This is a genomic window from Pedobacter sp. NJ-S-72 (genome assembly GCF_053890575.1).
The window spans coordinates 263,551-277,799 of record NZ_CM132681.1 but is presented as its reverse complement, the minus strand read 5'-3'; the positions used below and the strand labels follow the sequence as shown (position 1 = coordinate 277,799).

The 14,249-nt window shown below is 39.7% G+C and carries 15 protein-coding genes and 1 pseudogene; all 16 read right to left on the bottom strand.

The window, feature by feature from the left end; translation table 11 throughout:
* Positions 1–129 precede the first annotated feature (129 nt).
* Entirely contained in the window at positions 130–1,512 is a 1,383-nt protein-coding gene (locus ACWYN3_RS01930; protein ID WP_456219625.1) for an alpha-L-fucosidase, read from the bottom strand.
* Positions 1,481–1,909: an alpha-L-fucosidase gene (locus ACWYN3_RS01925; RefSeq protein ID WP_456219624.1), complete on the bottom strand. Its 429-nt coding sequence runs from the start codon at positions 1,907–1,909 to the stop codon at positions 1,481–1,483. Before ACWYN3_RS01925 ends, ACWYN3_RS01930 begins: the two co-directional genes overlap by 32 nt.
* Positions 1,910–1,979: 70 nt before the next feature.
* Complete coding sequence (locus tag ACWYN3_RS01920) at positions 1,980–3,482, bottom strand: NPCBM/NEW2 domain-containing protein (RefSeq protein WP_456219623.1); 1,503 nt, start codon at positions 3,480–3,482, stop codon at positions 1,980–1,982.
* A complete protein-coding gene (locus tag ACWYN3_RS01915; protein ID WP_456219622.1) occupies positions 3,475–3,762 on the bottom strand; it encodes a hypothetical protein in 288 nt (95 codons plus the stop codon). The genes ACWYN3_RS01920 and ACWYN3_RS01915 overlap by 8 nt, the downstream gene beginning before the upstream one ends.
* Before the next feature lie 76 nt (positions 3,763–3,838).
* Positions 3,839–4,990: a beta-L-arabinofuranosidase domain-containing protein gene (locus tag ACWYN3_RS01910; RefSeq protein ID WP_456222839.1), complete on the bottom strand. Its 1,152-nt coding sequence runs from the start codon at positions 4,988–4,990 to the stop codon at positions 3,839–3,841.
* A 139-nt stretch (positions 4,991–5,129) separates the two neighbouring features.
* Positions 5,130–5,687, bottom strand: a complete 558-nt coding sequence (locus ACWYN3_RS01905) for a beta-L-arabinofuranosidase domain-containing protein (protein WP_456219621.1) — start codon at positions 5,685–5,687, stop codon at positions 5,130–5,132.
* A 131-nt stretch (positions 5,688–5,818) separates the two neighbouring features.
* Entirely contained in the window at positions 5,819–7,330 is a 1,512-nt protein-coding gene (locus tag ACWYN3_RS01900) for a family 43 glycosylhydrolase (RefSeq protein ID WP_456219620.1), read from the bottom strand.
* Between the two features lie 179 nt (positions 7,331–7,509).
* Positions 7,510–8,064, bottom strand: coding sequence for a hypothetical protein (locus ACWYN3_RS01895; protein WP_456219619.1), 555 nt, complete (start codon positions 8,062–8,064; stop codon positions 7,510–7,512).
* 120 nt (positions 8,065–8,184) lie between these two features.
* A complete protein-coding gene (locus ACWYN3_RS01890) occupies positions 8,185–8,448 on the bottom strand; it encodes a hypothetical protein (protein WP_456219618.1) in 264 nt (87 codons plus the stop codon).
* On the bottom strand, positions 8,448–9,380 hold the full coding sequence (locus ACWYN3_RS01885; protein ID WP_456219617.1) for a glycoside hydrolase family 5 protein: 933 nt from the start codon (positions 9,378–9,380) through the stop codon (positions 8,448–8,450). Before ACWYN3_RS01885 ends, ACWYN3_RS01890 begins: the two co-directional genes overlap by 1 nt.
* Before the next feature lie 102 nt (positions 9,381–9,482).
* Positions 9,483–9,800 (bottom strand): beta-xylosidase family glycoside hydrolase, encoded by a 318-nt coding sequence (locus ACWYN3_RS01880; protein ID WP_456219616.1) that lies wholly within the window; start codon positions 9,798–9,800, stop codon positions 9,483–9,485.
* Positions 9,787–10,395 carry a beta-xylosidase family glycoside hydrolase gene (locus tag ACWYN3_RS01875; RefSeq protein WP_456219615.1) on the bottom strand — a complete coding sequence of 203 codons (609 nt, stop codon included), beginning with the start codon at positions 10,393–10,395 and terminating at the stop codon, positions 9,787–9,789. The genes ACWYN3_RS01880 and ACWYN3_RS01875 overlap by 14 nt, the downstream gene beginning before the upstream one ends.
* A 289-nt stretch (positions 10,396–10,684) precedes the next feature.
* Positions 10,685–10,963 (bottom strand): family 43 glycosylhydrolase, encoded by a 279-nt coding sequence (locus ACWYN3_RS01870; protein ID WP_456222838.1) that lies wholly within the window; start codon positions 10,961–10,963, stop codon positions 10,685–10,687.
* Between the two features lie 196 nt (positions 10,964–11,159).
* Positions 11,160–12,695: a glycoside hydrolase family 43 protein gene (locus ACWYN3_RS01865; RefSeq protein ID WP_456219614.1), complete on the bottom strand. Its 1,536-nt coding sequence runs from the start codon at positions 12,693–12,695 to the stop codon at positions 11,160–11,162.
* Positions 12,696–12,768: 73 nt separating this feature from the next.
* Positions 12,769–12,957 carry a carbohydrate-binding protein gene (locus ACWYN3_RS01860; protein WP_456222837.1) on the bottom strand — a complete coding sequence of 63 codons (189 nt, stop codon included), beginning with the start codon at positions 12,955–12,957 and terminating at the stop codon, positions 12,769–12,771.
* 302 nt (positions 12,958–13,259) lie between these two features.
* Positions 13,260–14,012: pseudogene (locus ACWYN3_RS01855) on the bottom strand (family 43 glycosylhydrolase); the annotation flags it as partial.
* Positions 14,013–14,249 lie beyond the last annotated feature (237 nt).

Here is a 14,249-nt window from a genome sequence, read left to right as displayed (position 1 = left end):
TATGAACTTAAGTCCTTCATTTTGTTTCGTTAATATATTTCAAAACTTATCCGATTTATAATTAAGGTCTATTTAAAACACTACATTTAATAATAAAAAAAAATCCTTTATTTAAAATTACTGTAGTCCTCATTCGACCTTGAAAACGACAGCAGTTGTAAATGGCATTTTCGCCGGACAAGTGACAACCAGACCATCTCCTTCTATTTTCCATTGCAATTTGCCCTTATATCCAAGCAACTTCACATTTTTGACAGGCTTATTAAAATACTTCGCATCTGTGCCAAGAGATTTGATCTTCAACTGTTCTCCCGGAGCTGGTACGTTCATACAAAATGCGTAGAATGCACCGTTCTTACCAATAGTAAAACGAATGTCCTGAGCATCAAATTTGAATTCTGCATGTTTACGATTCAACCCGCCATTAGGAAGCATTTTTAACTTGCCGTTGATTTGCTCTCCTTCGCCTGGAATGGTCCATGCATGACTACCGTAAACAGCTTCGCCATTTCGTTGCATCCAAACACCGACTTCTTTCAACATTTTGATACTTCCTTCGTCTAATGAACCATCAGGTAAAATGGAAATACATAAGGCTGCATTACCATCGCGGGCAATGGCTTCAATAATATATCGAATCATCATTCCCGAATCGTAAGTAAAACCTGGAGCATAAAACCAGTCACCAACCGGAGTTTCAGCAATCCATGGCTGATCGGTTTTGATATCTGCAGGAACACCAGATTCCACTGTGTTTACTATGCCGTTAGTCTTCCTTCGAAATTTCACGATACTGAAAGTATTTACTGAACCATGCTTTTTGAGTGTACGGTTATAGTAATCGGCAATAACCGTTTGCATAGCATCTGCTTTGAGACCGGTTCCGGTTCCATCACCGGTAAAAGGGCCCTGTACGTAACCATCTGTATAAATGAAATCGGGGTCATAATGTTGCACTACATCCATCATTCGCAATGCCCATTTTGTTGCATACCACCTTGCGTAATCCAGGTGATTTGTGAATATTCCCGCCGGTGGAGGTGACCATCCTGATTGTGCAGCTTTGCTTACCCCCTTGTACTCAAGCAAATTAATACCGTAAAGCAACCGTGGATCGTATCCTTCCCACCATTTACCTTTACCATCGGCAAGAGTCAGGCTCCCATCATAAAGCACATCTTTTTTTGTACCATCTTTATCGCTGCCAAAAGCCGTTTGCCACCACCACCAGGTATACTCATGGTGGAATGTTACGCCATAATGCATTCCATTGGCGCGACAAGCTTTCGCCCATTCGTTAATTAAATCACGCTTTGGACCGATATTTACGGAATTCCATGGTTGATATTTTGAATTCCACATATCGTAGTTATCGTGATGCACCCCCTGAATCATTAGAAAACGGGCACCTGCAGCTTTATAAATTTTTGTAAGCGCAGTCGGGTCAAGCTTTGTGGGATTCCAATCACGAAGTACTTCCTTATATCCGGATTCGGATGGGTGGGTGACCATATTTTTTGAGGTGATTTTTATAAGCAGTCGTACCCTCTATGTAAAGATTTCGTGCGTACCAGTCACCACTTTCACCTGCCGCTTGTGGTCCAAAGTGAACCCAGATACCAAACTTAGCCTCTCGAAGCCATGCTGGTTCACCGGGATAATTCTTCTCTATGGATTCCCAGGTTGGTTCAAACGGGCCGGATGCGATGGGAATATTCAATTTCATTTCTGGGAACGATTTCAAGTCACCAACTGTAATACTGTCTTGTGGTAATATTACTGGTATTGTGGGAAATGCCGGCAGTAAATAGGATTCACTTCTCGATTTAGCCTGCTTTTTTTTATTTTGTGCATTTAAGCCAAAAATCGCAATTGAAATAATAAAGACAGTTCCTAAAATTCTTTTCATTGGTTTTATAGTATATCCATCGTATTGTTTTTTGATAATTTGGAAAGCTTTATACCGCTTACAGCGTATCTTAATGCAAAGGAGTTATCCGATACAGTCCAGCCCCATGTTGTGGTAATTCACGCTCAAAACTTCCATCAAAAGTTCCGAGATCTTTGTGACTCCACAAATCGCGTACTTTTACTTTGCCTTTTATATTAATAGCTTCAAAGTTTACTTTTACATTGGACTTGTCGGGGAAATCTAATATTCCTTTATCCACCAATACCCCAAAAACTACAGAGCCTCCTTCCTGTGTTACGTAACCGGTTGCTGTAAAAGAATCATAACCTTCAGGCAATTGATAGATAATTACCGACTCAGCATGTGCGCCAATTCCTTCGAGAGATTTATCATTAATAACAATGGGCTGATCATCTACAGTGCGATTAACGTGTACTTCTTGCCAACCAGAACTTGCGCTGAGCCATTTCAGTTCGGTCAGTTTCAAGTCGCCCTTCGGACCATGTAGAACGGGCTCTCCCCATACAATATGATCCATATTTATGCCGTTGCCTCCGTCTTTTACAAATAACACAAGTCTCTTTCCGCCTTTTACTGAAACCTCTACTTTTTGGGAGCTGCCCTTGCCTGCGATGACAGGGCTTGCGTAATCAGCGTTGTTGAAATCAAGGTTATCCCCTGTGCTTTGTGCATTGAAAAGCGCAACATACTTATCTTTGCTATTGGGTACGTCTGCAGCCCATACTATTAGGTTTTTATCCCGCGATACCTGACGGTTGTTTGTGCTGTTTTGATTTACTTTTAGCATTTCGGGATTGGTGAGTATTTCCTTGGTAAAATCGTCAAGCTTAGTCATATCTCCGCCAAAAATAAGTGGCGAACGACCAATAGCCCAAAGGCTCATAAGCGTATATTGTTCGTTTTTAGTGAAATGAGTTGGACGGTTGAATTCAACAATTCCAATGGGTAACATATCGGCATCTGGAAAATGGCCGGATCCACGAAAAGGTGTCCACGCATCCATTCGCTCAAACATGCCTTGCAACAATCCCCATCGATCCCAAAAATCGTCGGTAATACGCCACATATTAGCATGATTCATAACATGCTCGCCCATTTTAACCGGCGTTGCTCCCGGAGATAAACTTAACAGAATACGACGCCCGGTTTTATCTATTGCTTTACGAAGAGCCTCTATTTCTGCCTTTTGTACATCATCGTATGGGCGTGAAATATCGTCGCACTTGATAAAATCCACTCCCCAGTCGGCATACATCTGCACAATGGAATTGTAGTAAGCCTGACCTTCAGGGCTATTGGCATTAACGCCGTACATATCAGGATTCCATCCACAGATAGAGCTTTTAATGGCAATATCCTGAGCTTTTACGTTTGTCCCGAATACCGGCGTATTTTTTTCCACGGCCTGACGAGGAATTCCGCGCATAATATGAATACCGAATTTCAGTCCTTTGGAGTGCACATAGTCTGCAAGAGGCTTGAACCCTTTTCCATCTGCGGCCGAAGGAAATTTTTTCAGACCGGGAGTTAAGCGACCATATTCATCCATGGTAAGTATCGCCTTTCGGGTCGTAAGCATGTCCTTTCGATTCAGGCTCGTACCATTCAATATCCACTGTAAGATAGTTGTATCCGCTCGGCAAAAGGTATTTTGCCATCGCATCTGCCTGCTCTTTTATCTGCTGTTCAGTAACTGTTGTTCCAAAACAATCCCAGCTGTTCCAACCGAGAGGCGGTGTTGATGCCCATTGATGATATTTTTTTGGGGCTGTTTGTGCATTTGTAACACTAAAAACAAGTGCCAAAACCAAGGTAAGCGTATATTTCATTTTATTTAGGTTTATATTATAGTTTTTTCTATTTTAGTTTTTAATTATTCGTTATTAGGAATAGCAAGCTAAATCCCTAATACTCATTTCGCAAAGTTGCATACACTCCGTACGACTCATTAGTTACTTTGTAAAAAGGCAGAAGCCTATATTCTTTTCCATTATTTTTCAATGAAAATGACATAGAATTTTCTCGTTTAGAAATATTTTTCAAAATATCTACCACATTTCCTTTTAAAATTGTTTCTTCATTAACTTGAAATGCTAATAAAATCGGTCCATAAAACAGTGCAACTACGTTTGGATTATCAGGCATTTTTTTTAAATTAAAATGATAGTTAAACCGTATTTCTATCTTATCCCCGTTTTTCCACTTTCTATCAATTATAAAATAAGACATCGGAGTTACTTTAGTTGTAATTGGTTCTCCGTTTACCAAAACCTGAGTTTGTTCGTCAGCCCAGGATGGGATAAATAATTTCAATGCAAAAGGCGTAGTTTTATTAGCCGTTATGTTAAATTTTACGATAGAATCATCTGGAAAATCGGACGTCTGTGACAAAGTAATTCCCTTGGATTTCCATTTTACAGTGGAAGGGATATACAAATTCACCCAAAGGTTATCATTGTTATGAAAATAAATATTAGCATTTAAGTTCGTAAACGCTTCTATAGTTGTTCCGTTACAACAAAAAAACTCACTGGGACTGGCAAAGCCCTTTTTATTCGGAGAACATGGCAAAGAATAAACATTCCATCCATTTTCGGAATTTTGTAGTGCAAAAACGGAATTATAAAGCGTATTCATATATACATCGGCATATTCGGGTTGGGCAGTCCAACGAAATAAAGTACTTGTGATTTTTTGAGTATTATGTGAAACGCATGATTCAGATGTCTTGTCAGTAAGAGTCGTACTTAAACAATCTGGTTTCCCCCAGTGTTCTGAAGTTTGAGCTGTTGGAGTTGTAGCAATAGGCCTTGGACCACTACTAGAACCATTCACATAACAATGATGATGTTCCAGCATATCCCAAAAATGGGAAACAACATCACGATAATAGTTGTCTCCGGTATTTTCATACCTTTTGGCAAACCCAATTATCAAAGGCAAATGAGTATTAGAATGCAATCCTGACAAAATATCTTTTCCCTCATACAATGGTTGGCTGAACCATTTACGATCAAAAAGACAAGCCAATCTGTAATGAGTTGAATCTTTGGAAATTTCAAAAATTTCTGTAGTACATCATTCATCCCACCCACTTCATTTGCGGGATTTGCCTGAGGAGTATATAGCATTTTTTCAATAGTTTCAGGCGAAAGTCTATCCATACGCTCTTTTACATAAGCAGCCATATTAATAACTATTGTATAGGCTTTTTTTTATTTCCTGTATGCTGGTAAACATCGAGCATTCCCTGCATAATTTTATGATAGGTATAGTATGGGGCCCAAACTCCACTAAATTGTGTTTCCAATACAGCAAAATCTTTTTGGGGGAATGCGCTCAGGTATTTGCCACCAAGTTTTTGCTGACACTCTTCAAGCACATCAACCATATATTTCACACGTTTTTGAAGCAAAGTATCACCCGTTTTCTCAATCAAAAAAGCACAAGCCGACAAATAATGACCTACAAAATGCCCCCGCAATCCCACATTAGGCGACTCCCAACCTTCAAGCGGTTTCGCTTTCGATTCAATTCCGGCATTTATCCTAAAATTGTGTAGTAGCCGATCTGTATCAAACTGATAAATATACTTTGTATTGACAGTCTCCCGCTGCTTTATCCATGACTCAGACAAAACAACATCTTTATTTAAAAATGCAATGGGCTGCTTCGCCTTGTCAAGGAATGATTGTCCAAAAACTTTCTGACAAACAAACAAAAACAGCCCAATATATTTTATTTTTTTTTTCATCAGTACATAATTGTTTTTTAATGGAGATGAAGCTATCATGATTTATTCATTCCACTTTGTGAGTTTGAAAATCATGATGGTTTCATATTGAAAATTGAATATTAGGATATCCTCATGTGATAAGCATATGCCTATTTTATGGCTTTATATTTAAAATTCTTAAAAGTCACATTCCCTTCTCCTATGGAACAAAGGCCGATGCGTAAGCTCAAAAATCCGCTAAGTACATTATGGTGCATGCCCGATACCTCAAAGGAATTTTCAATTTTGTTCCATTTCACACCATCTTTACTGTAATACATATCTACCGTGTTTTCTACATTTTTGAGACGGATGAACACATGGTTGTTAACTACATTTTTTTCAGCCAGAGCTCGCCAGCCACGCAAATCGGCGACTATATCTTCATTGTTGGCGAGTATACCGGAAGATGCAGTGCTGTTGTAAAAAAGAGCCAGCCCGGCAGTTGCTTTTCCTTCAATTAATACCTCAACATCAATGGTGTAGGAGTGGTCTTCAGGAATGCATAATAAAGGAGAACTATTGCCTATCGTATTTCCCTTTGCTTTTACTGACAAGCTGTTGTTAGCCACTTGAAATCTGTTGGTATCCAGCTCTTCAAAAAACTGCCATTGAGACTTTAATTTATTACCCACAAAATTGTCGTTCAGGTTAAAACTGGTTTTAGAAGGGGCCAAATCCGGCTTTCTGATCGGCTGGCTATCTATTGTGCCGGTCGGCACTTTATACCAGCCATCTTTTGTCCATTCTATAGGTAAAAGCATGGTCTGCCGACCTTTATTATAAAAGTCTTTTTCGTAGGCGTGGAATACCATCCACCAGTTTCCTTTCACGTCATCAATTATGGTCGCATGCCCTTTTGATCTCCATTTTTCAGATTTTTCTGTTGTTCTGACAATCGGGTTATAAGGAGAATTTTCCCATGGGCCGGATAACGATTTAGATCGCGCTGATACGACCATGTGCCCGGTTATGGGACCTGCTGTTCCGCCTTCGGCTACAGTAATATAGTAGTATTCTCCCCTTTTTATCAACTTAGGGCCTTCCAGACAAAAACACTCAATAGACCAATTTCTAGGTATAGGCCAGCCGTTGTATGAACTTTTTTGACTCCCTACAATAGAAAGACCGTCGTCAGCCAAAGGTACAAACCCTCCACTGCTAAAAAATAAATACCTTTTGCCGTGCTCATCTACAATATGCCCCGGGTCAATGTTGCCGATTTTCAAGTCAATAGGGTCACTCCATTTACCATTGATCGAATCTGCCGTAACCACATAATTGGTGCCGTTTGCCGGGAAATAGATATAGAACTTATTTTTGTACTTGACCAAATCGGGCGCATATACCGAACCTACTTTTTTGTGTAAGGCATGAGTTACCGGCTTCCAGTTGATCAAATCTTTGGATTGCCAGATCAATAAACCTGGGTAATATTCAAAAGAAGAATGGACTATGTAATAATTATCTCCATCACGTAATATACTTGGATCAGGATAATCTCCCGAAAAAATGGGATTCGTATAGAAAGCCGGGGCTTTCACGTTCTGGTTTATCTGATATTGTGCTGTTGCACAAATACTGAAATGGATCAATAAGATTGTTACTATAATTTTATTCATATGTTGTTATCAGAACTATTTAAATAATAAACCTTGTATAAAATGGAGCCAGTAGCATTTTCACGCTGGCTCCATACAAAAAATTCAATTATTTATTTTTTAACCATCTCAAATGATTTTGAGTAATTTATACAACCCTTGATTTCAATGAAGAGTTCGATTCGATTCGTCCGCCAGGCTTACAGCTTCTTTCCAGTAATTATAAGATTATCAAACATTATAGCATTAGAACTCACTGTATTGGGATTTAATCTAAGGCTTATTGTTTTATAATTTCCTGACGGCAAGGCAACCAATTTTGGTTCTTTAGACCAACCTCCACCACTAGCGACTGTAGGTAGAGTTACCCAAGAAGCACCGCCATCAGTACTTGCTTCAATTTTTGATGCTACAGCATCTCCTGCATCTTCAACAACAAGTTCATAAGACAGGTTTAAATTTGTAAAACCAGCTACATTGATATTAGGTATGGTAACAGCAGCACCTTTAGATTCTATTTTCAAATTATATTGCTCACCCCACCCTTGACGCAAATTTATATTGGCATCGCCAGCAGTTTTTAGATCTATTTTACCACTCCATGTTCCTGCCTTTGCAGATGGTTTAAATGTATGCATTTGACCATCACCAAGGATGGTAACATTTGATTCAAAATTTTCGGCATACAGAGTTTGCTGTGCATTGGCTAACATCCCTGTTAGTAGAGCAAAAAATAATAGAATGATTTTTTTCATGTTAATTTGTTTTTTAAGTTTATAAAATATTGATTTGAATTGAGTAATAATTTGTTTAAAACAACTGGGCAAATAGTTTTAGGTATAGGCATTTTATCTCTATATAGCCCTAGTTATTATTTACTTAGGGCCTGCAATAAGAGCGTCTATGGTGCGCTGATCCAGCACCTTATTGTTTCTACGGTCTAATGCTCCGCCAGTATCCCAAAAGAAAGGTTTAAGACCAAATTGAATAGCTTGCCTGGTCATATAATTATTCCAGTAATCTACTGAAGCATTATGTGCTTTCAGATCTAAAGGAACATCTTTTGAATTTCCCCTCTTGTATGCACCATATTCTCCTAGTATAACAGGAATGCCTTTATCAATAAATTTGGATTTCATCAAGCCGAACAGCCTGGTGTGCTCACGCTCTTCACCCCACGTTGCATTACGGTCAGGCTGGATCGTATCGTAGAGTGGTGACCTGTCCCCCAGTAATAGAACATTTTGCCCCAGCTTGCATCTTGCTCTAATATTGTAAATTGGGACGGGGTGTAATTATGCACTTCAACCATCATTCGATTGGCAACCTGATCTGTGGGAAGGGTATTCATCAAATTGTTGGTTTTCTCGAAATCAGTGCCAGGTCCCTGAACCACAAGCACCCGATAACTGTTCTTTCCACCTGTAGACCTTACAGCATTAATAAATGTCTGGTGATAACTGTTCAAGATTGCCATCTGTTCTGCATTTTCCGCAGGAGGTTCATTTGCACTGGCAAACATAAGATGCTCATCAAAATCCCGCATCGTTGTAGCAATCTGTTCCCAAAGCGCTTTTTGCTTGGCATTAACCGAGTCTTTCTTAAGTGCGTTGATATTCTTATCCAGCCAGCCACCATCCCAGTGGATATTGAGCAGCACATACATATCATTATTTACGCAATACTGAACTACTTGTTTTACTCTGCTAAGCCATGCAGGATCAATTTTCGCTTTTGAGGGGTCGCTTAAATGATGCCAGTTCCATGCACAAGGAAGCCGCACAGCATTAAAACCCGTATGTTTTAGAAATTTCACATACGATTCGGTAATTTGAGGATTACCCCAGCCCGTTTCGCCACCTTCAGCCTCCATGGTATTACCGATATTCCATCCTAAATGCATTTTCGCAGCCAGCTGAACAGCTGTACTGCCCATACCCGTTTGATCTGGTGCTTTTGGCGATGTATTATAGGATGGATACAAAGCATTTACTTCAGATAAAGAAACACTCAGCAGCGATTGAACATCCTCCTTTTTTTTGCAAAATGCAGTAAGTAGTGTAAGTATCAACAGTACTAAGATGTACTGTTGTCCTCTAATTTTTATATTTCCGAAATGATCCATTAATTTATTTTTTATATATCAGCTGTACTATAGCCGCCATTTATATTATTACTTGTCATTGATATGGAAGTAATCAAAGTCTGCATAACCTCCAATGTTTTTAGTCGCATAATTAAACAAAGCAAAACGATAGCCCATAAAATGCGGAATGCTATATTTCATCTTCAAAGGTCGCCCTATTGGTTTCCAAACCTTTCCGTCAAGACTGTAAAAGAAACTAGCTTCATCTTTCCCATTAAGAGCGTAAAGGCTATTAGCTTCATCATTCTTACCAGTAAAATCACAATCGATTCTGAAGTAAATTTGATCTTGATCCAATGGAATTCGCTTTACTTCTACAGGCTTATCATGATCAGTAGTGATCATTACGATCGACTTTTTGACCCGCATCAATTTTAACGCCCACTGATCCATACTCTTTTTGGAAAGCTGAGAATCCGGCAAAATCGCCGTCTTTCATTTTGGAAACATCCAGGGCAACAGAAGCTGAGCTGGTTGGACCAATAGTGCGTTGTGTAAGTGTGTTTCTGGCCTGAAGAAAATCAGTATCGATTCTTCCTGTTTTGAGGCGAAGGAATCCTTTTCTTTCAGTTACAGACCACAGCGCATTATCCGAATTATGATTCCATTGCCATACTAAAGGAAGTGCTGCTTCTCCTTTCTTTCGGTTGAATTCATCAGAAGCAACCAAATTCGGAATCAAACCTTTACTGGCCGGCAGGTCTAGCTGTTCCGGGACTCTACCATTTTCTCCTAATACAGGCCAGCCTTCTTCCCACTTGACAGGAACGAGATAAGGAACGCGGCCAACAGCGGCAAAATCGCGAAAAAGATAAGAGAACCAACGTCCATCTGGAGTGTCGACCAGTCCGCCTTGAGCAATTCCTCTATCCTGTAAGCCAACTTTTCCTTCCCAAGGGCCGTTGATATTATCTGCCCTATGTATAATTACAGTTCGCATTTCACCGCGTGGTGCGCAAATATTAAATAAATAATATTTGCCTTTTACTTTAAATAATTGAGATCCTTCAGCACTAAGGCCTACTTCTTTTCCAGTTGGTCCGCTGGCATTCTCGCGATGAGAACCCTCTCCGTAACTCCTGGTTTAACTCCTTTTAGATCCTCATTTAATTCAACAATTTTTAGTCTTTCCGCGCCATGAATTAAATATACCTTGCCATCATCATCAAAAAACAAGGAATTGTCATGGTACGCTGGCTTAAAAGAAATTCGTTCCCAATTTCCTTTTTCTATATCTTTTGTTTTTTAAAAATATAGGTTTCACCTGTGGTGTATGCAAAAGTGGTTACATAATATATCCCCTTGTGATAGCGCAAACTACTTGCCCACGAACCCTTGCTGTATGCGTTTTGACCGTCTGTCAAATTTAGCGCCGGCAGATCTGCCAAAGTATCATAGGCATAGTTGATAATTTTCCAATTGACAAGATCTGTCGATTTCATAATGGGCACACCCGGATTCATATGCATGGTTGTACTGCTCATGTAATAGCTATTGCCTACGCGTATTATTGATATGTCGGGTACATCTGCATAAATAATGGGATTAGTTAGTGGCTTTTTGTGCGTATAAACACGGCACTATAAGCATAATAATTAAGGCCGTCATCAATAACCTGTAAATCGTATTTTTCATATTGATATTGTTTTTTTCATTCTTACCTGGTTTTAATTATAATTAGCATCGATAAACCAGCAACCAGGATTAATAAATAAATTTCCATTCATCAAACAAAAAACCCTCTCCACTAAATACAAAATAGATGTTCCCTACTCCTTTATCTATTTTCATTTCTATTTTCTTTGAGAGCGTAGTCCAATCGTTACCATCAGATACGAGGGAAACAACAGGTTTACCTTTAAGATTATTTACATAAACATCAATTTTACCTTTTCCTTTCACCCGGGCTTCGAATTGGGCGGGAATCTGTTTGCTAAAATCGGCTCCCCTGACCATGAGACATTGTTTATCTATTTTTCCTATGGCAACCATATTGCCCGGATTACCATCAGCTTCGAACTGGACTTGCCCCGAAGTACCTGCAGTGGTTTCTGCTTGCTGAAGAACGAATGGATTTAATGGGTTAAGTTGTGCCGGACCTTTAAAAGTTGCGTCGACCATGGGGATATTCACACCATTCCCTTCATCCACCTGTATTGGCTCGATACCCACATTACGAAAACCACCTTTAGTATCAAAATAATCCTGTAAATACATGGCATGGTAAGTAATATAATATTTCTCTTTAAACTTGAACAAGTGGGTGTGATTGTTTGTAAAAGGCCCCACTTTAACCTCACCGGTATTCTTAAAGTAATTATCGCGATACTTCCAACTATCCTGATTTAAGGGTGTCTTACTCGTCATATAAGATATGTTGCATGCGGTTGGTTTAGCAATATTGCTATAAGGCCATTCAGTGCGTTCATCCCAACTCGTACAATAGCTATAAACCCAGGTTCCATTGATAAAGTTAAGGTCGCTGGCCTCATTAAAATAAGGAGCGGGTATCTTAGCAATATCGCTGGCTAAACTGATCATATCTGCCCCCAATTTGACAATTCTGGCATTATCTGGCATATATTTCGTTTTAGGCGTTCCGCCTCCAAAAGTCAGCCAGCCTGTACCTTGGTCGTCAATCAAAACTCCGGGATCGAATGGAGCATCAACATCCACACCGGGGACAGAGCGGTCAATTATATTCTTTCCTAATGGGTCACTCCACGGGCCAACGGGAGAGGTGGCGGTAAGCATGGCTGTGCCAATACCGCTATTAGCGTAATACAAATAAAAGTGCGTCTTACCATCTGCTTCCAGTCTGGATGTAATGGAAGGCGCCCAGGAATTCTGACTCCATGGTGCCAGCTTTGCTGTATTTATGAGGCCATGATAAGTCCAATTGACCATATCATCGGAAGACATCATGACCAGTGAACGGATATGCTCGTAACTATTTTTCCCATCCTTTCCTACCTTCTCATACTGTTGATGATCATTTGTGGCATACACATAAATTCTTCCATTGTATTCTACAGCTGTTGGGTCGGCGGTGAATATAAAATCTAATAAAGGATTTGCATTATTGGAGGTAAGTTTTGAAGAAACATTTGCGAATTTTTCTTCCAGTTTTTCACTAACCACTTTCGGCTTATCAGCATTCGTCTGAGCTACTGCATCTTCTATACATCCCAGAAAAGAGATAGCAAGGACCGTACTTAATAACACTTTTTTTCTAAACATTTTTTTTTATTTTATCTAATGAATACTCGTTAAGGGTTAATTTCAATTAATTAATTATTCTTTAAGGAAGATTTTATTTATCGAATCTCCACCAGTTGAAATTGAACAGATCGCCTTGACTGCCTTTAAAAACAAAGTATATATCGTGAACACCCTTTGTCTTCTTTACTGTAGTTGAAACGGTGGTCCAACTTTGGAAGCCTCCTGTGTTTTTAACCTCACAGGATCCCAATAGTTCTCCTTCGAGGCTATCCATATGTATTTCGATAAAACCACCTGATGCAGATGAAACATTTGCCTGAAATATTCCTGCTCCGTTCTTAAATCAACACTTCGGACTTTGATAAAATCGCCATTGTTGATTTCGGTTACATAAACTCCCGCGTCGTTGCTGCGTTCGGTTTCAATTCCCTGCTCCCAGGCCATAGTTTCCGCTTCCTGGCGGATGAATGGATTTAAATGTTCAACAGGTTTTACACCTTCGGTTGTTGGAGTTATCCGCGGAATGGTCCCATCCTTATTATACTGAAACTCATCTACACAAACGGAACGGGTAAAACCTCCACCACCTGGCAATGCAGCGTTATGATAGAACAAATACGATTTGCCTTTATAATCGATCGCACCTGGATGATTGGTAAAAGCGCCTCCCTTGCCAATTATCCGCATAGTGGTATCCCGGTAAACCCATGGTCCGGTAGGACTTGTACTGGTTGAATATGCCAAATGTTCAGGCACACCTCCTGCGGCATAATGCATATAATACAGGTTTTTGCGTTTGTAAAACCATGGAGCTTCTTCGTATGCTGAAGGTCTTTTATCAGCATCTTTATATCGTACATTAAAACCTTCTTTATTCAACGGCACCGTAACTACCTCCTCAGCGTAAGAAATCATATCCGGATTCAACTTTACGTATTTAAGATAAGGGTTCCCCCAATAGAGATATGCTTGACCATCACCATCAATAAATACTGTGGGGTCAATATCTCCGTAACCGCTGTGAACCAGTGGTTTTCCAAGCGCATCTTTAAATGGACCTGTAGGACTATCAGAAACAGCCACCCCGATTGACATTCCCATCGTTTCGTGGGTCATAGGTACGTACCAGTAAAACTTCCCATTCCTGGCAATGCATTGCCCAGCCCAGGCATCTTGCTTCGCCCAGATGAACGTTTTAACCGACAGGGGCGATCCGCGGTCTGTCCAGTTCACCATATCGGTAGATGTGAAACAGTGCCAGTTTTTCATCACAAACACAGTCGATTTATCTTCATCGTGCCCGGTGTACAGGTAAACGGTGTCTTTATATACCATTGGGCGCCGGATCGGATCGGCTGTATAAATGGTTTGTATAATCGGGTTTTGAGCCTGTGCCCCCGCTGCAGCAAAAAGAGCTGTTACCTGTAAAACTATCTTTCTGATATTCATTATTGATCTAAATCTGTGTGTGTATTATAATTGCAATTAATTTTAAGTTTAAATTCATGGTTTCAGTAAGATTACCTATATGTAGTAAATCTGTGACTCCTAAAAAGTCACAGATTTTTTAAA

Coding starts and splice junctions, on each gene's coding strand:
- ACWYN3_RS01920 (WP_456219623.1), bottom strand. CDS start 3,482: ATGGATGAATATGGTCGCTTAACTCCCGGTCTGAAAAAATTTCCTTCG.
- ACWYN3_RS01880 (WP_456219616.1), bottom strand. CDS start 9,800: ATGATCACTACTGATCATGATAAGCCTGTAGAAGTAAAGCGAATTCCA.
- ACWYN3_RS01905 (WP_456219621.1), bottom strand. CDS start 5,687: ATGAAAAAAAAAATAAAATATATTGGGCTGTTTTTGTTTGTTTGTCAG.
- ACWYN3_RS01875 (WP_456219615.1), bottom strand. CDS start 10,395: ATGCGAACTGTAATTATACATAGGGCAGATAATATCAACGGCCCTTGG.
- ACWYN3_RS01895 (WP_456219619.1), bottom strand. CDS start 8,064: ATGAAAAAAATCATTCTATTATTTTTTGCTCTACTAACAGGGATGTTA.
- ACWYN3_RS01915 (WP_456219622.1), bottom strand. CDS start 3,762: ATGAAATATACGCTTACCTTGGTTTTGGCACTTGTTTTTAGTGTTACA.
- ACWYN3_RS01930 (WP_456219625.1), bottom strand. CDS start 1,512: ATGGTCACCCACCCATCCGAATCCGGATATAAGGAAGTACTTCGTGAT.
- ACWYN3_RS01925 (WP_456219624.1), bottom strand. CDS start 1,909: ATGAAAAGAATTTTAGGAACTGTCTTTATTATTTCAATTGCGATTTTT.
- ACWYN3_RS01890 (WP_456219618.1), bottom strand. CDS start 8,448: ATGAAATCCAAATTTATTGATAAAGGCATTCCTGTTATACTAGGAGAA.
- ACWYN3_RS01865 (WP_456219614.1), bottom strand. CDS start 12,695: ATGTTTAGAAAAAAAGTGTTATTAAGTACGGTCCTTGCTATCTCTTTT.
- ACWYN3_RS01900 (WP_456219620.1), bottom strand. CDS start 7,330: ATGAATAAAATTATAGTAACAATCTTATTGATCCATTTCAGTATTTGT.